This is a genomic window from Lysinibacillus sp. G4S2 (genome assembly GCF_030348505.1).
Taxonomy (GTDB): Bacteria; Bacillota; Bacilli; order Bacillales_A; family Planococcaceae; genus Lysinibacillus.
Window position 1 is genome coordinate 3713580 of record NZ_JAUCFJ010000002.1, and the last position, 21795, is coordinate 3735374.

Consider the following 21795-nt stretch of genomic DNA (forward strand, 5'->3'; position numbering starts at 1 on the left):
TTGCCCTCTCCTTTTATGTTAAGTTAACTGCGGTGCAGCGATCTGGCCATATTTCCCTGTAAAGAATGTCAGAGGATTTCCTTCACGAAGGACAATCTCTTCTACTTCTCCAATGAACAGCGTATGGTCACCAGCTACTTGCTTTCCATATACATTGCATACAATATTTGCCAGCGCATCCTTTACTACCGAGATTTCGTTTAGGCGGTCAAATTCCGGTTCACGCTTTTCTTTGATCTGGCCGGCAAATAACATAGAAACTTCTTGCTGGTCTTCCGATAAAATATTTACCGCAAATTTACCGGAGCGGTTGATTTTATCCAGCATTTTTGCATTTTCTTTAATCGATATTAGTACGAGTTTCGGGTTTAGCGACACTGACATGAAGGCATTTGCCGTCATGCCATGAGGCTCTCCATCAATGTCCGTTGTAATAACTGTTACACCGGTTGCAAATTTACCCATCGCATCTCGAAATGTACGATCATCCATTGAAATTCCTCCATTCTTTTTATTTAAATAACAAGTTCTGGTTTGCGCTGTGCAAGGGTTGGTGCCGTCGATTGAATTTGTTCGTTGGTTTCAATATCTAAAAACGGAGATGTTTCATTAAACCAACTGTCCGGTGCTTTTGCACCCCATAATGTTTGACGCCGTGGGTCATTTAAATCCCATCGAATTGGCTCGAAATCATTGTCACTTGTTAAGTAATCTCCGTTATACAGCTCTATGCGATATCCATCTGGATCTCTTAAATACAAGAAGAACGCATTGGATAAGCCGTGGCGTGCTGGACCTCTTTCAATGTTCTCTGAATAGCCAAGAGAAGCTAAAACATCGCAGCAGTGAATTAGAGCAAGTGGATCCGGTAGCCAGTAAGCAAAGTGATGAAGACGCGGACCATCACCGTTCATAAAGGCTTGATCATGCACGGTCTGTTTGCGGTGAAGCCACGCAGCCCAGATATTCCCATCTTCTATAGTTGTATATTCAGAACATGCAAAGCCTAGCTCGTTGATAAAGAAGTTGTAAGCTTTTTCTACATCCGGTACAGCACAGTTTACGTGATCAATCCGCTGAATTCGGGCACCGCTGTATAAGTCGTAGCGCTGAAGTAAGCGCTCTGCTTTTTCAATCTTGCAGAAAAATTCAAGGGGCATCCCTGAAATATCATGTACATGCAGTGCACGCCCAAGAGCATGCTGAGTACCTTCCTTAAGCCACTTTGTTTTTAAGCCTTTTGATTGAAACAATTCAGCCAGACGGTCAAGATCTTCTTCTTTTTCTACTTTGTAACCGAGTGCGTGTACCCCTAACGTCTCGGACTTTTTAAGAACCAAGCTGTGGTGTGTGTGTTCTTCAAGCCCTCTCAAATAAACACAGTCGTCCTTTGTTTCCGTTTCAATCATGCCGAGCGCTTTTACATAAAAATCTTTTGAACGCTCTAAATCCTTCACATTTATAACAGTTCTGGCAATGCGAATGATATTGAAATCCATACTCCTCATCTCCCTTAGTCGATTAATTAGTTATTTTTAACTAACGCTTCTGATCGATTCAAAAATTCTTTTACACGATCAACATATTCCTGTTTGTCATACCCGTTATAAAGCGTACTTGCCATTCTAATTGGATCGCCGAAGAAGAAGCGCTCATAAAGTGTTTGTCGAGAACCGAATGAACTTACACATACATCCCATGCCAAACGATAAAGTTTCACACGATCATAGGCATCTCCAGTGGCTGATTGTAAATACTTATCAAGATCCGGACGAATCGCAGAATTGAAGTCTGATTCTGATGGAATCGCCATTAGGCCACTTGCACCCATTAATTGCATAATTTCTGTAAAGCGAGGGTAAATTTTCGGGAAGTAATGACGTGCTGCATTTAACGGTGCAAATTCTGGTGTCATAGTTCCCCATCTATCCACTTTTGCATTTGCTTCGGAAGCAACGACATATGCTTTCATCGTTTCAAGTGCAATAATTACCTCAGAGATTTTCTCCTGTATATGTTGGTATTGGCCAATATTAATTGTCTCTGCCATTAATTGAAGGATACCAAGTACAAACTCTGTTTTTGCGATATTTTTTGATACAACTTGATGTGTCATATGAACAACTGCATTACTTTCATTGTAGGCCTGGTTGCACACATTAACATCACCAAGGGCAAAGACCCGATTCCACGGAACGACAACATCATCAAACACAACAATAGTATCCATTTCTTCAAAGCGAGATCCTAGCGGATGGTCGAAATGAGACTTACCATAATCAAAAGATTCTCGACAAATAAATTTTAAGCCCGGTGTGTTATTAGGAATAGAAAATGCAAATGCATATGGATTTTCTTCAGCAGATTGTTTCAACAAAGTAGATGGGAATACCATGATTTCATCGGTAATACCACCTTGAGTAGCAAGCAATCTTGCCCCTTTAATAACGACCCCTTCAGATGTTTTCTCTTTAATCCGTGCAGCAATATACGGATCTGGAAGCTGTGCTGAATTTACTCCCCTATTGACTTGAGGCTGAATCAACGTATGTGTTAAAGATAAATCATTTTCACGGCAATACTCGTAGTAGTTGGCCATATTTTCGGCATAGATGGAGTCCTGTTTTCCAAACATTTCTGCAGCTGAACCATACGCCATCATCCCGACATTAATGTAATCAGGGGAACGTCCCATCATGCCACCGTTATATTTCGCCCATTCTTGCATCATTTTGCGACGTGTCACCAATTCTTCTTTTGTTTTTGGCTGTATAAAAGATGTACCTACCCGTTCACCAGTTGTTGGAGACTCATATGTCATGTAATCCTTTTTGTCTGGATCATGTTGCAAATCGTAAAGTTCTGCCTGAGTTTTCATAACTCCTTTAAAAGCTGGATGTTCAGAAATCTTTCCTTCTACTCGTTTGCCATCAATCCATATATTTGCCTGTGCATTATCAACTCTTTCAATATATTGCTTTCCTGTTTTTGCTGGCATTATTGTTTCCCCCTTAAAAAGTAGTTTTTACTTCCCAAATTGCGGAATATGATGATCACCTATAGCTACATGGATGACCTTTGGTTCTGTATAGAATTCAAACATTGCGTAATGACCGCCCTCTCTTCCAATTCCACTATCCTTCATACCACCAAATGGAATTCGAAGATCTCGTACGTTTTGAGCGTTAATCCAAAGCATACCTGCTTCAATAGCATCCGCCATACGATGTGCTCGTTTTAAATCTTTTGTCCATACAAAACCAGCTAGTCCGTAAGATACGTCATTTGCCATATGAAGTACTTCTTCATCTGTTTCAAATTCGATTACGGCCATAACGGGACCAAAGATTTCTTCCTGACATACTCTCATGTCATTTTTTGCATTTAATAAAAGTGTCGGTGGTACAAAATTACCTGCCTTTACCTTCTCCGGAACCACTCCCTGAACTACTTTACAACCTTCTTGTTTAGCGATTTCTATATATTTTTTTACTTTGTTGTAGTGACCTTTTTCAATTAGCGGTCCAAGCTCAGTTGATGAATCCATTGGGTCACCGATTTTAATGTTAGCGACACGTGCTTTTAATTTTTCAACAAATTGATCTTTAATATTTTTATGCAGGAATACTCGAGAATTGGATGTGCAACGTTCTCCATTAAAAGAGAAAATCCCCCATATTGCTGCATCTAGAGCTCGTTCAAGATCTGCATCATCAAATATAATTAAAGGTGACTTCCCACCTAGTTCCATCGATGTTTTCTTTAACGTATCTGCAGAGTTTTTAATAATAGTGGAACCTGTAGTCGTTTCACCTGTAAATGAAATCGCTTTCACATTTGGGTGAGCAACAAGAGCAGCCCCTGCTGTTTCTCCAAAACCATGAACGACATTAAAGACGCCATCCGGAACTTCAGCTTTATGAATAATTTCAGCTAATTTATTTGCAGTCAATGGTGAAAGTTCAGCTGGTTTTAAAACAACAGTATTTCCAGTTGCTAATGCAGGCGCTACTTTCCAAGTCTCTAACATGAATGGGGCATTCCATGGCGTAATTAACCCTATAACTCCTAAAGGTTTATAAACTGTATAATTAATGAATTCATCATCCATTGGGTAAGATTCGCCATGCAATTTCGTCTCAACCATTCGTGCGTAGAAACGGAAATTTTCTGCAGCACGTGCGGTTTGGTTTCTTGTTTGGCTAATTGGCAGACCTGTATCTAATGATTCTAAGAAAGCAATTTCTTCAATCTCCTCATCGATAAGATCTGCAATTCTATTAATATATTCCATTCTTTCTTTCAATTTCATCTTGCTCCACGGGCCATTCTCAAACGCTTCTTTTGCTGAAAGAACAGCTTGATTTATATCCGCTTCACGGCCCTCAGCGATATAGTTATTTATTTCATTGGTAAATGGATTTTTATTTTCAAAAGTAGCACCTGATTTACTGTCGACAAACTGTCCATTAATATAGAGTTTTATATTTTCTACTTGCGTGTGTTCGTGATTTTTTTTAGTCTCAGTTACTTGAACTTGCATGTGATTACACTCCTCATTCTTCTCTTACTCCTATAATAAGGAGTAAGAGAATTTTTTAGATTTTGAATGATCATTTAGTTACAATTTCATTTGATAAAATGCCATATTGATGTAAAACTTCACGAATTTCGTTTTGCAGTGCCTCAGATGGTAAATCCATTGGCTTACGTAAAACTGGCGTAATTTTACCCATCATACCCAGCGCTGCTTTTACTGGTCCAGGATTAGTCTCTTTGAATAACACATCATTTAATGTCATTAATTCAAAATGAAGATCTAACGCTTTTTCAGTGTCGCCTTCCTCCCAAGCATTGTGCATTTCTGCTACTTTCGCTGGTGCAACGTTTGCTGTAGCGCTAATAGAACCTTTTCCACCGATTGTTAACATTGGGTAGCAAAGAAGTTCAATCCCCGAGAATAGACTAAAATCTCTCCCACAATTTAATAACACTCGATTGACATGTTCAAAATCTTTATTTGACTCCTTGGCACCAATAATATTCGGGCAATCTTCAACAAGTCGAGCCATTGTTGTTACTTCCATATTCACCCCTGTTCTTCCAGGAATGTTATATATAATAATTGGAATATCTACGGCATCTGCAATAGTTTTATAGTGTTTATATAATGCTTGCTGGGAAGGCTTGTTATAATATGGAACTATGACCATCGCAGCATCTGCTTCCATTTCTTGAGCAGCCTTTGTTAGCCGAAGCGCTTCATTATGATTTACTGATCCCGTTGCTGGTATAAATGGAACTCGTCCGTTAATCGTTTTACTTGCTGTTTCCATCACAAGCTCTCTCTCTTCGATCGTTAGAGAACTAGGTTCCCCAGAAGTCCCGGTTACCGAAATACCATGGCTCCCACTTTCTATTTGCCAGTTAATTAAACTTTTAAATGTCTGTAAATCTAAACTTTCATCTTCCTTGAATGGTGTAATAACTGGTGCAATCGAACCTTTTAAACTTTCTTTAGCTTTTCGAATTCTAGACATTTTATCTTCTCCTTTTCATGGAATCATTTTCAAGATTAATGTATCATTAAGTTTGTAATATTTAAAATATTTAAAATGTTCGCAATGCATATAAAATAAATATACTTTCAAAGGAGGAATTTCGTGGATATAAGACAATTGCGATACTTTGCCACTATTGTTGAAGAAGGCCAAATCACTAGAGCAGCAAAAAAATTACATATGGCCCAGCCCCCTCTTAGTCAACAGCTAAAAGCGCTGGAAGAAGAACTTAGTACTCTTTTGATAGTACGAAATGGAAAGAATATAGAACTAACAGCAGCAGGAAAAGTTTTGTATAAGAGAGCAACCCATCTTTTAAGTCAGATTGAAGAAACAATTATGGAAGTGAAAGAAGTAGGGGAAGGTCTTAAGGGTACCTTATCAATTGGATCTGTAAAAACATGCTTTTCTTACCTACCTGAACGCATTCGTTTTTTCCGAGAAAAGTATTCAAACGTTACATTTCGTTTATACGAAGGGGATACCTATCGATTATTGCAAGATTTAAGAAATAGACATATTGAGGTTGCTATAGTCCGGTTACCTTTAGAATCAGAATCAGATGACTTATCCTCACTGCCATTACCTCCGGACCATTTTGTAGCCGTTATCCCTGAGACGTGGAATTATGAAAATACAATAAGACTAGATGAACTTTCAAGTATGCCACTAATGTTGCTACAACGAATTAAGGGTGTTGGTCAATACGAGCTGGTAATAGAAGCTTGTAGAAAATATCACTATGAACCAAATATTGTCTGTCAATGTTCAGACGCTGCTATGATTATGTCTCTAGTTAGAGAAGGTGTCGGTGCTTCCTTACTTCCAAAGTCTGTCTTACGTTCATTTTCTATGAATGGCCTGAAAATATTGGAGCTTGAAGAACTTAGTATTCAATCAGATTCCGCCGTTATCTGGTTGAAGGACCGTTACCTTTCAAAAAGTGCTGTTAAATTTATTGAAACTTTTAAGAGTGAGTATAATTTAAATATTTCACAAGTAGAATGACTCGAATATCTTCATGATTCTATAAATCATATGTGTTGTCGATTAATATTGGGTACATTTCTACCAAAGTAAAAAATACCCGCCTAAGATTCCTCTTAGACGGGTACTTTTTAAAATTTTGCTTGTATATTTTCATTTATAAATTGCTGGCACAATTTAAAAGCGGTGGCAATCCCCACCCTACTGATATAAAAACACACAATTCAAATCCTTATAAACGGTATATCAATGTTACTTCGAATCATCAATTTTCAGAACAGCCATGAATGCTTCTTATAGAAATGTTATATTCAGGCGTATCTATTCGTATTTATGTTTAGCCGTCAAACCTTTTATATATAAGGGTTTGACAGCTGTTTTTTTATTTAATTTTATTCATGGATAATTTGATTTATCGAGCTTTATTTTCTGCAAATGGTGGGGATATGATGGGGAAATTAAATAGACCACTCAGCAATATGGTTTAATAATAAAAAAAGAAACAGAGGAAGAGAAAGCTGCACGTGAAGCAAAAGAAAAAGCATTAGCTGAACAAAAAGCTAAAGAGGAAGCTGAAGCTAAGGCTAAAGCAGAGGCTAAGGCTAAAATAGAAAATGCACCACGTGAACATAAATTAGCATTACAAAAAGCTGAACAGTATGCTTCAACTATGAAAATGTCAAAAGCAGGTATTTATGACCAATTGGTTTCTGAACATGGAGAAAAGTTCCCTGCGGATGCTGCACAATTCGCAATAGATAACATTGTATTTGATTGGAAAGCAAATGCATTAGCAAAAGCTGAACAGTATGCTGAAATAATGAGTATGTCAAACCAAGCTATTTATGAACAACTGATATCGCAACATGGAGAAAAATTCACAGCAGAAGAAGCACAATATGCTATTGATAATTTAAAGTAAATATAATGCCTTCCACAGTTTTTTTATATATAAAATTATAGTCACTCAAACGAGTCGCTTTTTAGATAAGGAGGATTAAATGATTAAAATACATACATTAAAAAACTTACAACAACGTGATGTTTTTGAATTCATGCGCGGCGATTATAAAAATGAACATTGGCATGAATCTTCATTTTTTTTAACAGAAGAAGCATTTACTTTTTTACATCTACATATAGATGAAGTTTTACCGAATTTTAATTACTTTGGCCCAAATTCAGTTAACCTTGAACAATGGAATCAAATCGCTTTCATTGCATGTACTTTAAACAATTCAATGGACATCGATTTCATCCGGTTTTTTAACAAAATAGATGATTGGGTGCAAAAAAATTTCAAAGAACACACTCGTTTCTCGATTTGTGGTCCATAGCAATTTCATAAAAATCTTTAATATTAATCTATGAAAAAAAAGCCCAGGCTCAAAATTAATTGAGTACCTGGGCTTTATAGATTTTTTTATGGCTATTAATGCTAAGTATTATTTAACAAAAAACGTTTTGATTTTTGAATTATTCTAGCTGGAAGTAAGATATTAATATCCTCTGTTGGTTTCCCCACTAATACAAACCTAATACTTTCCACATCTGTAACTTTATTAAGATCGACAGGCAATATTACTTCTGAATTCGCTGGTACGATTATTTGATCTAACTCCTCTACCTTATAGTCTGCAATAATTTTAAATGCGATTCTAATTTATAATCACTCGGATTATTAATAGCTAAATAATAGTTTTTTTTCTCAATAGAATTAACTTCATTTGATAAATTTAAATCTTCATATAATTCTAAAGAAAGCCTATTCATTTCTTTAGAAATTCCTACTTTATCAACTTCTTTATAATTCTGATACTATGTCAAGAAAATGGACAGGGAAAATTGAGATTTTGCTTTAAATCTAAGCGCGCTATCGCTTGCTCGCCTCACAAATAATTTAAGGGGCGTAACCCTTAAATTATTTGTGAGGTTAAAAGGGTTTAATTATATGACCTTAGTTTTTTGTGAAGTTTTGAAATATTGCTTTTCGTATGCAATGGGCGACATATAATTTGTAAAAGAATGGATACGCTTGTAGTTATAAAAACTAACGATGTATTCAATGATACTTTTCTTGGCCTGATCTCTCGTTTTATACTTTTCATGAAAAACTAACTCTCTTTTGATGACGCTATGAAATGACTCGATACATGCATTATCGTAACAGTTTCCTTTTCTACTCATACTTGTAATCATTCTGTTAGTTCGTAACACTTGTTGGTATTCCTTCGACGCATACTGGCTCCCACGATCTGAATGATGAATGAGCCCAGGCGTTGGAGTCTGAGTTCTGATTGCTCGTTTTAAGGCGAGGATCACTAATTCCTTTGTCATTCTCTCATCCATTGCCCAACCGATGATTCGTCTTGAAAACAACTCCATAATCGTTGCTAGATAGAGCCAACCTTCACTGGTCCATATATACGTAATGTCAGCTACCCACGCTTGTCCAGGGCGTTCTACTTTAAATTGTTGGTCTAATAGATTTGGATATACTGGTAGATTATGTTTTGAATTCGTCGTCGCTTTGTATTTTTTCACTGTTTTTGAGCGAATGCCTTCTTCTTTCATAATTCGCGATACTGTTTTTTGCGATACAGAGACTCCTTCTGAATTCAATTGTTTTGTAATTTTCGGACTACCATAATTTCTTCTTGAGTCCAAATACACTCGTTTTATTTGGCTGGTTAACTTTTCTTTCCGTTCTTTTTGATTACTCTTTGGTCGGTTCAGCCACTCGTAGTAACCACTTCTTGAAACACCTAATACTTCGCACATCTTTGCCACACGGAATTCGTGTCGGTGCTGTTGAATAAAGTTGTAAATTACTTCCGGTCTTTCGCAAAGATGCCCATAGCCTTTTTTAAGATGGCATTTTCCTCTTCTAGGTCACGTATTCTTTTTTCTAATTCTTTATTTTCCTTATCCTCAGGCTTTAAATTCCCACTACCAACAAATGCAACTTCGCCATCTTTACTAAATTTCTTTACCCAATTGTGTAATGTCTGTTCTGCAAGATCCAGCTCACGTGCAACCTCAGCAACTCTCTTGCCACTTTCAACTAATTGTACTGCCTCTAATTTAAATTCTTTGTCATAACTTTTTCGTTTTGTCATCTTAGACACTCCTAGTAAATTGTTAAGATTATTATACTTTATAAACTCCCAATTCTCTGTGTCCATTATTTAGACTAACATCATTCACATCAACTATCGAAGGTTTAATATTACTATTCAAAACCTCTAGAGAAAAATAGTTATGTGATACTACTTCTTGTGTCTGTTTTATTTCTAACTCTTCTTCGATATCTTTTTCAAGATACTTTTCGCCTAATAAATAAATAATATGTTCCCCAGCTGGTAATCCCGTTAAAGTTAAATCAACTTTCTTCTCCCCATTTTTCGGAACAACAATTTCGTGATACTGTGCTTTTTTACCATTTATATCAATTATAATCGGGTTATTATCATTTTCTAAAAAGGAATAAATTATTAATTTTTCGTCTTTTTGAGTGCTGTGAGTAAGTATATAAGAAGCTTGTATTTCTCCATTGCTATCTGTTTTAAAAGCCAACTTATTTCTATCAATTTCAAATTGTTTCTCGATATCAACCTCAACTCGCCTTCTCTCAACAGTTTTCTCAACAGTTTTCTCAACAATTTCCTTTTTAGATGAATCTACTCTCTCCTCATCTCTACCTTTCATAAGTATTATTATTAACAACATGACAATTAGGATTGAACAAAAATATATTATCGCTTTTTTTTCCCTTCTCATCTCAAACTCCCTAGTTTTACAATTTTTTATTTAATAGCAAAACAACCACAAAGAATTACACTTTGCGGTTGAATAAAAATTTTATTTTACTTCCTTTTTCTCAGTTGTTACCTTAGTATCATTTACTAATCCCAAATCAACATAATGAACACCTTCAGCAATCATTGTAGACCCAACTACCCCTGTATTCCCTGTAGTTTGAGAAACAACCATCCCTTTAGAAAAATATGCAATATCAGAATCAGTATCTAATTTCACAAGTTTACTTGACCCTTTATCTTGTCTATATAGTACCCCATGAACTGAATAACTAGCCGCAACTTCATCAAGTGTTGTAGCACTAGTTCCATCCCAAGTCAAACCATCTTTATTTAAATAAGTATGTCCCTCTCCACCTACAATAGGCTTAATAGCCTTTGGATTATTGTCTTGATCTTCAAAAAGTATTGCATGTGAGGGAGGTAAATTATCTAAATCGGGGTTATCAGGATCAATCCTACCAGGTACTGTCAACAACCATTCCGGCGTGTTTACTTCTAGATTATTTACATTTATTTCTTCTGCGAAACTATTAGTTGAAAAATAAGGCGTAACAGTGATTCATATTGCTGCAAGTAATATAACAATTTTTTTCATTTTTATCCTCTTTTCATATTTATATTACGAGCCATAGCATCACTTACCCTCGAGTTAACTACACACTATCATTACCAATATAACCATTTCAATGGTAATTTACCGCCATTTTTTGGCGGTATTAACAACACTTTTTTGGCGGTATAATTATAAATTACAATAAATCACGCCACACCCCGCCATATACAACGCCTATTTTCGGGCGCGATATTCTCTTTTTCACAGTTCAAAAGTTTTATTTATTTCATGTTTAACACAGAATGTTTGACATTTATATTTAAACTACTCTTTTCTTATTCATTATTTTTGAATGATAATTTCACAAATCTGTCATTTTTATTCTATTAATATTCATCAAAAAAAGACCAGCTCTGCTAAATTTGCTTTGCTGGTCATTGATAATTATATGATTAAATTCAATAGGTACCGTACTGATTTTGACTATTTTTTATTATTTCTGCGTTGCTGAATCGTAATATTCAACCCTAATAAACGATCAGTTGTCATTGCTCCACTTTGAAAATCCTTCAAATGTGAAGCTTGGATAATACCATCCTTTACAGCCTGTGCAATATAATTTTCCGTTTCAGTCTTCATAGCCACCTCACTGAGAAAATGGCCAGAGATGCTGCAAACATCTTTGATTCATTCGCTCAAGATATATAAGAATTGCTAACGTATTTTTTTATGGTGGGGAATTGGTGGGGAACCCCACCATTTGACCCTAATATAAATTAACTAAATACGTCACAAAACCTTATCATTACTGAATTACTTCGAATCATCCATCTTCAGAACAGCCATGAATGCTTCTTGTGGTACTTCGACTGAACCTACTTGTTTCATACGTTTTTTACCTTCTTTTTGTTTATCAAGAAGTTTTCGTTTACGGGAAATATCCCCACCGTAACATTTTGCTAAAACGTTCTTACGCATCGCTTTAATTGTTGAGCGCGCCACAATTTTTTGGCCAACTGCTGCTTGAATTGGCACTTCAAATTGTTGACGTGGGATTAATTCTTTTAATTTTTCAACGATGACTTTACCGCGCTCGTACGCAAAGTCACGGTGTACGATAAAGCTTAGTGCATCGACTTGCTCACCATTTAATAAGATATCCATCTTCACTAGTTTTGAAGTCTGATAACCAATGAGTTCATAGTCAAATGACGCATAGCCCTTCGTATTTGACTTTAAATAATCAAAGAAATCATAAACGATTTCTGATAACGGCATTTCATAAATAATGCTGACACGTGTAGTATCGATATAATCCATTGTCATGAAGTTACCGCGTTTTAGTTGACAAAGCTCCATAACAGCTCCTACATAATCGTTCGGTACCATGATTGTAGCTTTTACATATGGTTCTTCCACTCGATCAATTTTTTGAGGATCCGGCATAAATGACGGGTTGTCAACCTTAACTGTAGATTCATCTGTCATGTGAACATTATAAATTACAGAAGGCGCTGTTGTGATTAGATCAATGTTAAACTCACGCTCAATACGCTCTTGAATGATTTCCATGTGTAAAAGCCCTAAGAAGCCACAGCGGAAACCAAATCCTAGTGCTTGTGATGTCTCTGGCTCATATTGAAGAGCAGAGTCATTAAGCTCTAACTTTTCTAACGCTTCACGTAAATCATTATATCTCGCTGTATCAATTGGATATAATCCGCAGTATACCATTGGATTTAAACGACGATAACCTGCTAATGGCTCAGTTGCTGGGCGATTAGCAAATGTAACTGTATCCCCCACACGAGTATCACCTACATTTTTAATCGATGCTGTTAAATACCCTACGTCACCAACTGTTAATTCAGACTGTGCTACAACTTTCGGTGTGTGTACACCAACTTCAATAACTTCAAATTCTGCTCCAGTAGCCATCATACGAATTTTATCGCCAGCTTTTACTGTACCTTGCATAATTCGAATGGAAATAATAACACCTTTATAAGCATCATAAACAGAGTCAAAAATAAGGGCTTGTAACGGTGCATCTGGATCACCCGTTGGTGCAGGCACTTTCTCTACAATTTGCTCTAAAATATCTTCAATTCCGATACCGGCTTTGGCAGATGCTAAAACCGCTTCAGAAGCGTCTAACCCGATTACGTCTTCAACTTCTTGACGTACACGCTCTGGATCTGCTGCTGGTAAATCGATTTTATTGATAACTGGTAAAATTTCTAAGTCGTTATCAAGCGCTAAGTAAACGTTTGCCAGTGTTTGCGCTTCAATGCCTTGTGCTGCATCGACAACTAAAATTGCGCCCTCACAAGCAGCTAGACTACGTGATACTTCATATGTGAAATCGACGTGTCCTGGTGTGTCGATTAAATGGAATGTATACACTTCGCCATCTTTAGCTTCATACTTTAATTGTACTGCATTTAATTTAATCGTTATGCCTCGCTCACGTTCTAAATCCATTGAGTCGAGGAGCTGTGCCTTCATTTCACGAGATGTTAATGATTTCGTTTGCTCTAAAATACGGTCAGCAAGCGTTGATTTCCCGTGGTCAATATGTGCAATAATAGAGAAATTTCGTATATTCTCTTGTCTTTTTAAACGTGCTTCTCGGTTCATCTTTTCCACTCCTAATTAAACTATAATGAATTATACTATGAAAGATATGCAAAGTACAACAACAACTAAACTAGAAAGCCTATTACATCAATACTTGTAAGGGTTTTATGTGGTTTTTAGATTTTGCAAGTTAATGTATATTACAGCATGATTTTGGGGCTATTTGGGGCAAGTTTGGGGCTAATAAAATACGGCGAGCGTGTGTAAAGAAATGCGTGAGTAAGAAAGATTGAGGCTAATTGTTTCGACCTTTTTTAAAATTATAAGAATATCTCACTTACATAAAAAATAGCACTGTACATATTTGTCCAAGGAATATGTTCAGAACATCTTTCGCATTTATCTACGTATTTATCACGTAAAATACCATTTTCTAAAAGACATGCCATTGTTTATCCGATTAAACTTTACGAGTATAATTCAAAACATTTCCCGAAGATTTACGAGGTAGTTATCAAGAAATCGACCGCTTCCTCACAGATGAAAATGATCAAATCCAGGGCGGCATATTAGGAGAAATTTGTTGGAATTGGTTAGAGATCCATACACTGATGATTGATGAAAATATTCGTGGATTATGTTACGGTTCCTAACTTATTAGTAGAAATCGAACAAATTACTTTAAGTAACAAATGTTATGCCTCTCCGTTTGTCAGAATTGTTTTCTAAGTTATGTCTAGGCCAGCTGTTAAACCGCTTGGCGCTTTAATAATGCACTTCAAGACCCCACAAAAAGCTGATTGGCCATTTTACAACGGGCAATCAGCTTTTTTGTCGTTTAGAGATAATTAATATACGTTGAATTGAAAACTACTCGCCACTTAGCTAACGCTTGAAGTGGGCGTCTTCTGTTGGGATCTGATAAAAAATCCTACCGACAACGCTCGGCGCTTGGGGATACCACCCGCAATAAACTAGACAGAAAACTACTGTCATTATTTTCGCCTATCACAGTAGGCGCCTTCGCTGAATGATAGAATAGATCTTTTCCAATATATCCAGTAAAGCAATAGTTGCTTACCCGAATTGCCACGGACGATTTGTGCCCGCTTTTTTCCTTGGCTTATTGGTCCCTAATTCTTCTCGACTCATTAATTGCGGTTCCATTCCCTTTTCGATTTGCGAACTAAGTGCTCTCGAAAGTGTATACACATTAGGTGCAAAATAGACCCGATTTGACTCTAATTGGCAAATAGGACAAGTTGATTTGTCTTTATTCCCTGCCATTGATTTAAAAAATAACGTAAAATCTCCACAATCATTGCAACGAAATGTGTAACTAGGCAAGAATAAACCTCCTTATCCTATCATTTTGGCATAATATTTTTATCGAATATTTTTGTAGGGATTGCAATGGTACAACAAGCATTTGGAACATCGACTATGCCATTGATTCGACTTTCAACTGGTGCTGTACTCAGCAACATATAGGCTTGTTCACCTGTATAACCCAGCGTTTTTAAATACTCAATGGCATTCAAGCATGCCCGACGAAACGCAAGAGTAGCATCTAAATAATGTTGTTTCCCATCCTTATTATCTACTGAAATCCCTTGGAAAACGAGGAAATCATTATAGTTTGGATCTACTGGGCCGGGTTGGAATACAGGATTTTCGTAAATTTTATAGGTTTCCATGCCACCTTTAATGACATCCACCTTTAGATCAATCCATCCTGCCATCTCGATACCACCACAAAATGTGATTTCTCCATCCCCTTGTGAAAAATGAAGATCTCCTACCGATAACTTCGCTCCCTCCACAAATACCGGGAAGAAGATTTTCGTCCCTTTAGATAGATTTTTAATATCACAGTTCCCTCCATTTTCCCTTGGTGGTACTGTTCGAGCTCCTTCCTTAGCTACTCGATCAAACTCAGCCCCTTTTAATGTGCCGAGCACTGCCCTCTCCGGAGTCGGTGCATTGGCCAACGTTGGAACCCGGTCTGGGTTGGTCATGATGAGTTCTTTTTCTCGTTCATTCCATTTTTGCAAAAGTTCCATAGAGGGAGCAACGCCTATTAAGCCAGGATGAATAATCCCAGCAAACTTTACACCAGGTACATGTCTCGAAGTCGTATAAATGCCTTCAAAATCCCAGATTGATTTAGCTGCTTCTGGAAATTCTTCAACTAAGAAACTTCCCCCATTCTCTCTTGCGAAAATGCCGTTAAACCCCCACGCCGAATCTTGAAAAGTACCAATATCTAAAATATCTACGACAAGTAAATCTCCAGGTTCAACGCCGTTCACATAGACCGGTCCACTCAACACATGAACACGTGCAAGATTCACATCCCGAATATCATTTGGACTATCATCATTTTTAATTTGTCCATCTGTCCAGTCTTTACATTCCATTCTAAAAGAAGTGCCTGGATCTACTGAAAATGCTGCTGGTATGTCAGGGTGCCATCGATTGTGACCAGGATGCGCCTGTTCTTCCATTGATTTGCTTAAATCTAGTTTGTACAGAGTTTTCACCATTTGATTTACTCCCCCCAGTTTCTATGTAAGAAATGTATGCGTTTTCATATTATCAAAGATAAATAGTAGTGTCAAATTATTCCGAATATTCCATCTTCCAATTAAGAAACAAACTAGAATGAATTGAGGGCAGTCAAATGTATTATTTCTTTTTAAAAACCTCACACATTCAGTATCCCCCTCAACTCATCACAATTCCCCAAACGTTCTGATTGTTTACTAGAAAAATGGATGCAAACAACTATTTATATAAAGTTGTATTATTTAATTTCTTTGTCATTTATTGTGCATCTAAAAATGGTTTGTAACTAGGCTCATTAATCTTTTTTTATGCAAATATGGATTGACAATAAAGTACAGTATATTGGAACGCCAATGTAGAATGAAAATCTCGTATCTGGATTGGAGGCTGTGTCTATCAGATTTACGGCCATGTATTGAAGGAATTAGAGGAGCAGTCTGTAACACTGTTTAGTCAAAGTTTTATTGGCAAGTGGGGCAAATTTTAGGGCTAACAACTAGTCCTACACGTTCTGAACCCTTGATATAAAGGGATTTCTTGAAACTTCAAACTAATATGAATTATATTATGAACCTTATATAAACCACAACATTTGAACGGTATAAAGGCAGTCAAATCAATCGTTATTCTGATGGATGTGCCATTTCCTCTGGAAAACATTACGAAAAGCGATAAGAAGGTGGCTGCAAAAGGTGGTTCCTATACCCTTAACAAAAAATAGCCAGCTACACCTAAAACATGGTGCATGCTGGCTACTTTATTACTTAATGATTATCTATCGATTGTTGAATAAGGTTTGTTAACGTATCAATACCTTTTTGTTCTAAATGTACGCCGTCTGGAGCAAAGAACTCTGGATGGTTGATTGCAGCCGAATGCCAATCAATCAATGTAATATTATCTTGCTCTTGAGCTTTTTGTTGTAATGAATAATTCACTTTACCTTCCCAAGGTCGCGGTACCCGAGCATTCACTAAATAAATATCGGCATTTGAGAAAGCTCCAAGTAGTGCATCAATCTGATCATTCGAGAAGAAACCATTTGTACCAAGTTGAATAATAACTGCTTTATCTGGTTGATTAAAACTAGCATAATTTGGTGCCAGTTTGACAGCTTGTGAAACTTGGCGACCAATTTTTGCATCAATTGTAATGTTAGGATAGACCTGATGTAAGCTTTTAGCAATATCTATCATGACAGAATCTCCAATGGCTAATATTCCAGTATAAGATTCATCGATAGCGTTAGCAGCTGTATCATCTTCCTCCTGTTCAGGCTCTTTTATGTCCGGTTGAGTACTAGTTTCAACTTTCTCATCCTCGACATTCGATGAATCACTTTCTGCTGTTTCTTTTTTCGTTACGGTATCGTCCTGCTTAGCAGCTGATTCTGCACCATTAATTTTAACTTCTGTTATCTGGGATTCTTTTGATTCCGTTTGTTCTTTTCCTACGACACCTGTCATTCCAGTCAAAAATACTAAAAGGCATAGAGGAATGAGCACCGTTGAAATTTTTCTAGTTACCGAAAAGCTTCCCCATTTATTTTTATTAAATTTAAGGTACTGTCGGTAATAAGAACGGAATCCTTCCTTACGTATGGGCATTTCGATAAAACGATACGATAATTCAGCAATTATCAAAATAAGAACTAACTGTAAAGCAACTCGCCAGTACGAAGGATTGCCTATTTCGTGGACTGGCGTACCTAATACGATAATCGGATAATGCCATAAATAAATTCCATACGATCTTGAACCAAGCCAACGTAGAGGCTTCAAAGAAAGTATTTTCCCTAAAAAGCTAATAGGATGACAAACACATGCTATTAATACAGCTGCATTCAAACAAAATAGGAACATACCTCCTCTATATAAGAAAGTTTGATATTCATCTACAAAAATAATACTTAAAATGAAAATAGTAAAAGCAACCACGCTGATAATATTTAGTTTATTGACATGGTCAGTAGATAGTTTTTGTGACGATAGTCTTTTCATCGGCCAAACGAGAGCTAACCAACAGCCTATTAGTAATTCAAAGCAACGCGTATCTGTCCCGTAATAGACACGACTCGGATCAGCTCCAGGCTCATACAGTATGCCCATTAACGTAGCTGAACATAATGCACCGATAAAGATGAAAATGGCTAATTTACTCTGCTTTTTAACAATATAAAGCCCAATCATTAACAGAATCGGCCAAATAATATAGAATTGTTCCTCAATAGCTAAAGACCATAAATTTTTTAAAGGTGAAGGGGATCCGAAACTATCAAAATAAGAGAGTTTATGAAAAATGAACCACCAATTACTTGAGTAAAAAATAGAGGATATTGCATCTCCGCGCAATGTATTGAGAAGTTCCTGATGAAACAGGGTCGCCCAAGCGAATGAAGTAATAATCATTACGTATGCAGCAGGTAGTAAGCGTCGAAATCGACCCAGCCAAAATTTCCCTAATCCTACTGTTAACTGATTTCCTTTTAAAGGTAATATGGTAGAGGTTATTAAGTAACCTGATAAAACAAAAAAGATATCTACTCCTAGGAACCCACCACTGGCCCAGCTGAAGTTAAAATGATATGCAATAACAGCTAGTACTGCTAAAGCTCGAATCCCATCAAGCCCAGGGATATAACGATGATTAAACGTCTTGCCTGACATAATATTCCTTCCTCTTCTTCCAATAATATACAAAACCTATTAAGTAAACTTTACTAAAGCCAAACATCGTCCCCTTTTAAATAACATTCAGTACACTCACTTATATGATTGACGGGTGAGTAACTATAAAAGTTTATATAAAATGATAGCTTAGAAAATTTTTATCAAGCTTGTTGATTTACTATATTTCACTAGCATATTGAAGATGAAGTTGAATTCCGCTCCAAATGGCTCGCTTTCCTCGAGCACCTTCCGCTACAAAACTAAAAAGTCTCTTTCAGACAGCTAGTAGTTCTAGAGAAACAACACCCCGATATTTTTCAATCAATTCGCATGAATTTTTATATTTAAATTTCCCTTTTATCACATAAACAACACAATTAATCTCTTCATATGTATAGTTGTGCTTTATCCTTTTGGAATACTCTCTAATTTTTTCTATAATCTTGCCGTCAAAAAAGCATCTCCAAAAATGGTAGATGCTTTAAAAGCGTATTTCGCCTATTGCATATGCCGTTACAAAACTTCCACAACTCAAATCTTTATGATCCGACTTGAAAATTATAAGACAAGAAATGAACAATTTAAAGGTCTAACCACTATTTTTTCTAAAAAAAATTCTTGGTAATTTTGCTAACAATAGGATTCATCACTTAAAAGTAAGGGATAACAAATGTATGCCAAGGATAGAAGTTGATTGGAGTAGCGTCTGAGCGACTTCTTACGTCTTGTGATAACGCCTTCGTGACGTGACCACACAGCTAATCGGACGCCCCCAGAAAGCTCTGTGCGAAAGCGAAGCGTCAGCCCAGCTAGAACGGAAATCAATCACGTTATAGTGTGTCTACTTGTCCAAGATTGTTAAGTAAGACGTTCTTACAAAAATCGGCAAAAAGGATGTCATCTTAAACAATCCATCTTTTTGCCAATTCCAATATATAAATTATAGTAATCTTATACTAGTTTTAAAATAAGATGCGTATTAATTTTGTTTTCCTGTAACAAAGGATTTTGCAATAGCTTTTCCTATAACGGCAATTGTACGATTCAATTCTTCTTCTGTATTATCAATTCCACCTAGTTCGATTAAAATCATTTCTTTTGTTAAATCCTGATTATAGCGTCCATCTACATTGTCACCACTTTTAGAGATAACACCTCTTGAAATTTCTGGCACAATTTCATTCATAGAAGCAGATAGACTTTCTGCATAAGCAGTATTCCATCTATAATTCTTATGCTCTGCACCCACGACAATTGCAATACGTGCATAGGATTCGTTGTTATGTGTGATTGTTGTTGCTTTTCTCTTAGCAGAATCTCTATGCAAATCAATAACTAAGTCATAGGATTGCTCTTGTAAACGTTTTGATAAGTAAGGACGCACCGTGTTGTAGGAAGCCGGAAAAGTTTTTCCCTTACGTTTCAATTCCTTCATAACATCAACCTCTAAAACGTCCGTCTGTATACCGTTCATGCTAAAATGCTTGGAAATAGTATCTTGTAAATTATAAATATTTGTTTTTTCATCATAAACGGCAGCTTTCCCACTAACAGCTTTTACCATCGGTTGATATGATTCTTGCGAATGCGTAAATAATAATAATACTTTAAACGGATCTTTTGCCTGCTCTTGTGTCTCCTCTTTTGTCTGCTCTTTTGTCTCCACTTTTGTCTGCTCAAGTGCACTTTGTTCAGCTATATTAGTAGCAGCATACACGACTTGTTGATCCTCTGGTTCTTTAATCGGAGTCGATGCTTGCTTGTTGAACGGAAGTTGCCCAGCAATGACAGGTAATACGAAGAAGAACAATAATAAACCAAATGACCACTGTAGTTTTTTTAGCAAAGTCACACCCTCCTCCCCTTAACGTATGGAGGGGATGTGCCTTTTAGAACGAAAAAAACTATAGATTATTTGCCCATTTCATAAGCATAGATGACACGAGTTTCGCATACTTATCTATCCAGTAATCGGCTTCCTTTGGCGTAACCATCAGTTGTGTATGAGAGCCTGAAAATGTCTCAGCAAACAATTGCTGACGCTCTTCTTTGGTCCAAGTAGCCCATTCACCGAAAATTGGTTTTACTAAAGACATATCTAGCTCTTTATTGGTATCTGGTTGCCAAGATGATAATGACAATTTTGATGAAGGTTTACTCCGTTCTGCAACTCGTGCAGCTATAGAGCGTAGCATTAACTCTACAGCATCTGCAATTAATACAGGTGCATCAACGACTGTTGGGATACCAATGGCGGTAACAGGAATGCCAAGCATTTCATATGAAATTTCCTTACGCTGATTTCCTACGCCTGAACCAGGATGTATTCCTGTATTCGTTAATTGAATTGTTTTACATAAGCGATTACTAGCTCTTGTTGCAAGTGCATCTACGACAATAATCAATTTGGGTTTTAGTCGTTCAGCCACTGCCGCTACAAATTCACCTGTTTCATAACCCGTTTGCCCTGTAACACCTGGCGCGTACATGACAAACTTTTCATCTATAACCTCTAGACTATGCAAGTGATCAATAAGATAGGGTCCTATAGCATCGGGTGTAATGGTACGATTACCTAGGCCAATAATTAAAATTTTGTCAGCTTCATTCCATGACATTTCTTCATGCATTTTTTTAAAATTCACAAGCAATTCTTTTTCAAGCTGCTCAAATCCATCCTGATCATCAAGCGTCAAAGTAGGTACGGAAAGTGTAATGTACTGTCCTTTCTTCTTACCAATTTGCTTCTCACCATCTGCATTAACGAGCACATCAGTGATTTTTACCCGACCGGTATTCCGATCTTCTATTTGGACGCCAGGCTTTTCCTCAAGCGTTTCTTTTTGTTCTTTCGTTTGATGTAAAACGACCTCTTCCGACTCATCAATTAAATCCGTACGTTGCCAATTTAAATTTTGCATACAGTTCACCTCAACCGTAGTTTGTTCAAACTGTCAAGTAAATATTCTTTGCATTTATCTATTGCAATTTAGCCTAGCGTTTGTTAAAATGATTTTTGTTGTATTGACACAAGAAATCAATGAGAAGATATCATC

The 21795-nt window shown here is 36.7% G+C and carries 18 protein-coding genes and 1 pseudogene; 4 read left to right on the forward strand and 15 right to left on the reverse strand.

Features of this window, described 5'->3' with window-relative positions:
* Positions 1 to 18: 18 nt before the first annotated feature.
* The 5 genes from QUF91_RS18980 to hpaI all read right to left on the reverse strand — a co-directional run bounded on the left by QUF91_RS18980 (position 19) and on the right by hpaI (position 5540).
* Complete coding sequence (locus QUF91_RS18980) at positions 19 to 492, reverse strand: flavin reductase family protein (protein WP_285395087.1); 474 nt, start codon at positions 490 to 492, stop codon at positions 19 to 21.
* A gap of 23 nt (positions 493 to 515) precedes the next feature.
* Positions 516 to 1499 (reverse strand): 3,4-dihydroxyphenylacetate 2,3-dioxygenase, encoded by a 984-nt coding sequence (gene hpaD / locus QUF91_RS18985; RefSeq protein ID WP_285395089.1) that lies wholly within the window; start codon positions 1497 to 1499, stop codon positions 516 to 518.
* A gap of 26 nt (positions 1500 to 1525) precedes the next feature.
* Positions 1526 to 2998, reverse strand: coding sequence for a 4-hydroxyphenylacetate 3-monooxygenase, oxygenase component (gene hpaB / locus QUF91_RS18990; RefSeq protein WP_289419049.1), 1473 nt, complete (start codon positions 2996 to 2998; stop codon positions 1526 to 1528).
* Positions 2999 to 3025: 27 nt separating this feature from the next.
* Positions 3026 to 4543, reverse strand: a complete 1518-nt coding sequence (gene hpaE, locus QUF91_RS18995; RefSeq protein WP_289419050.1) for a 5-carboxymethyl-2-hydroxymuconate semialdehyde dehydrogenase — start codon at positions 4541 to 4543, stop codon at positions 3026 to 3028.
* A gap of 70 nt (positions 4544 to 4613) precedes the next feature.
* Positions 4614 to 5540: a 2,4-dihydroxyhept-2-ene-1,7-dioic acid aldolase gene (hpaI, locus tag QUF91_RS19000; protein ID WP_285395093.1), complete on the reverse strand. Its 927-nt coding sequence runs from the start codon at positions 5538 to 5540 to the stop codon at positions 4614 to 4616.
* A 123-nt stretch (positions 5541 to 5663) separates the two neighbouring features.
* Here hpaI and QUF91_RS19005 point away from each other — a divergent pair, with 123 nt between their 5' ends.
* From QUF91_RS19005 to QUF91_RS19015, 3 genes are all read left to right on the forward strand, one after another.
* Positions 5664 to 6569 (forward strand): LysR family transcriptional regulator, encoded by a 906-nt coding sequence (locus tag QUF91_RS19005; RefSeq protein WP_285395094.1) that lies wholly within the window; start codon positions 5664 to 5666, stop codon positions 6567 to 6569.
* 586 nt (positions 6570 to 7155) lie between these two features.
* On the forward strand, positions 7156 to 7470 hold the full coding sequence (locus QUF91_RS19010) for an Ltp family lipoprotein (protein ID WP_350224335.1): 315 nt from the start codon (positions 7156 to 7158) through the stop codon (positions 7468 to 7470).
* A 79-nt stretch (positions 7471 to 7549) separates the two neighbouring features.
* Positions 7550 to 7885, forward strand: coding sequence for a hypothetical protein (locus tag QUF91_RS19015; protein WP_285395095.1), 336 nt, complete (start codon positions 7550 to 7552; stop codon positions 7883 to 7885).
* 610 nt (positions 7886 to 8495) lie between these two features.
* On the opposite strand, the gene QUF91_RS19020 is transcribed toward QUF91_RS19015, so the two are convergent.
* The 5 genes from QUF91_RS19020 to lepA form a co-directional block, all read right to left on the reverse strand.
* Positions 8496 to 9667 (reverse strand): IS3 family transposase gene (locus tag QUF91_RS19020; protein ID WP_285397716.1). Its coding sequence is split into 2 segments (ribosomal slippage): positions 8496 to 9406 and positions 9406 to 9667, totalling 1173 coding nucleotides; the frame shifts between segments, so codons are not numbered across the junction.
* A 31-nt stretch (positions 9668 to 9698) separates the two neighbouring features.
* A complete protein-coding gene (locus QUF91_RS19025; RefSeq protein ID WP_289419051.1) occupies positions 9699 to 10328 on the reverse strand; it encodes a hypothetical protein in 630 nt (209 codons plus the stop codon).
* 81 nt (positions 10329 to 10409) lie between these two features.
* Positions 10410 to 10841 carry a hypothetical protein gene (locus QUF91_RS19030; RefSeq protein WP_285395097.1) on the reverse strand — a complete coding sequence of 144 codons (432 nt, stop codon included), beginning with the start codon at positions 10839 to 10841 and terminating at the stop codon, positions 10410 to 10412.
* A 564-nt stretch (positions 10842 to 11405) separates the two neighbouring features.
* Entirely contained in the window at positions 11406 to 11561 is a 156-nt protein-coding gene (locus tag QUF91_RS19035) for a hypothetical protein (RefSeq protein WP_285395098.1), read from the reverse strand.
* A gap of 174 nt (positions 11562 to 11735) precedes the next feature.
* Positions 11736 to 13562, reverse strand: a complete 1827-nt coding sequence (lepA, locus tag QUF91_RS19040) for a translation elongation factor 4 (protein WP_285395099.1) — start codon at positions 13560 to 13562, stop codon at positions 11736 to 11738.
* Between the two features lie 363 nt (positions 13563 to 13925).
* On the opposite strand from lepA, the pseudogene QUF91_RS28330 reads away from it, so the two are divergent.
* Positions 13926 to 14198: pseudogene (locus QUF91_RS28330) on the forward strand (hypothetical protein); the annotation flags it as partial.
* A 381-nt stretch (positions 14199 to 14579) separates the two neighbouring features.
* On the opposite strand, the gene QUF91_RS19045 reads toward QUF91_RS28330, so the two are convergent.
* The 5 genes from QUF91_RS19045 to gpr all read right to left on the reverse strand — a co-directional run bounded on the left by QUF91_RS19045 (position 14580) and on the right by gpr (position 21660).
* On the reverse strand, positions 14580 to 14849 hold the full coding sequence (locus QUF91_RS19045) for an FmdB family zinc ribbon protein (RefSeq protein ID WP_285395100.1): 270 nt from the start codon (positions 14847 to 14849) through the stop codon (positions 14580 to 14582).
* Positions 14850 to 14869: 20 nt separating this feature from the next.
* Positions 14870 to 16048, reverse strand: coding sequence for a formamidase (gene fmdA, locus QUF91_RS19050; RefSeq protein WP_285395102.1), 1179 nt, complete (start codon positions 16046 to 16048; stop codon positions 14870 to 14872).
* 786 nt (positions 16049 to 16834) lie between these two features.
* Positions 16835 to 18736 carry an acyltransferase family protein gene (locus QUF91_RS19055; RefSeq protein ID WP_289419052.1) on the reverse strand — a complete coding sequence of 634 codons (1902 nt, stop codon included), beginning with the start codon at positions 18734 to 18736 and terminating at the stop codon, positions 16835 to 16837.
* 982 nt (positions 18737 to 19718) lie between these two features.
* Positions 19719 to 20591 (reverse strand): stage II sporulation protein P, encoded by an 873-nt coding sequence (gene spoIIP / locus QUF91_RS19060; RefSeq protein ID WP_289419053.1) that lies wholly within the window; start codon positions 20589 to 20591, stop codon positions 19719 to 19721.
* A gap of 52 nt (positions 20592 to 20643) precedes the next feature.
* A complete protein-coding gene (gpr, locus tag QUF91_RS19065; protein WP_289419054.1) occupies positions 20644 to 21660 on the reverse strand; it encodes a GPR endopeptidase in 1017 nt (338 codons plus the stop codon).
* Positions 21661 to 21795: the final 135 nt, after the last annotated feature.

Coding starts and splice junctions, on each gene's coding strand:
- QUF91_RS19015 (WP_285395095.1), top strand. CDS start 7,550: ATGATTAAAATACATACATTAAAAAACTTACAACAACGTGATGTTTTT.
- QUF91_RS19055 (WP_289419052.1), bottom strand. CDS start 18,736: ATGTCAGGCAAGACGTTTAATCATCGTTATATCCCTGGGCTTGATGGG.
- gpr (WP_289419054.1), bottom strand. CDS start 21,660: ATGCAAAATTTAAATTGGCAACGTACGGATTTAATTGATGAGTCGGAA.
- lepA (WP_285395099.1), bottom strand. CDS start 13,562: ATGAACCGAGAAGCACGTTTAAAAAGACAAGAGAATATACGAAATTTC.
- hpaE (WP_289419050.1), bottom strand. CDS start 4,543: ATGCAAGTTCAAGTAACTGAGACTAAAAAAAATCACGAACACACGCAA.
- hpaB (WP_289419049.1), bottom strand. CDS start 2,998: ATGCCAGCAAAAACAGGAAAGCAATATATTGAAAGAGTTGATAATGCA.
- QUF91_RS19025 (WP_289419051.1), bottom strand. CDS start 10,328: ATGAGAAGGGAAAAAAAAGCGATAATATATTTTTGTTCAATCCTAATT.
- fmdA (WP_285395102.1), bottom strand. CDS start 16,048: ATGGTGAAAACTCTGTACAAACTAGATTTAAGCAAATCAATGGAAGAA.
- hpaI (WP_285395093.1), bottom strand. CDS start 5,540: ATGTCTAGAATTCGAAAAGCTAAAGAAAGTTTAAAAGGTTCGATTGCA.
- QUF91_RS18980 (WP_285395087.1), bottom strand. CDS start 492: ATGGATGATCGTACATTTCGAGATGCGATGGGTAAATTTGCAACCGGT.
- QUF91_RS19035 (WP_285395098.1), bottom strand. CDS start 11,561: ATGAAGACTGAAACGGAAAATTATATTGCACAGGCTGTAAAGGATGGT.
- hpaD (WP_285395089.1), bottom strand. CDS start 1,499: ATGGATTTCAATATCATTCGCATTGCCAGAACTGTTATAAATGTGAAG.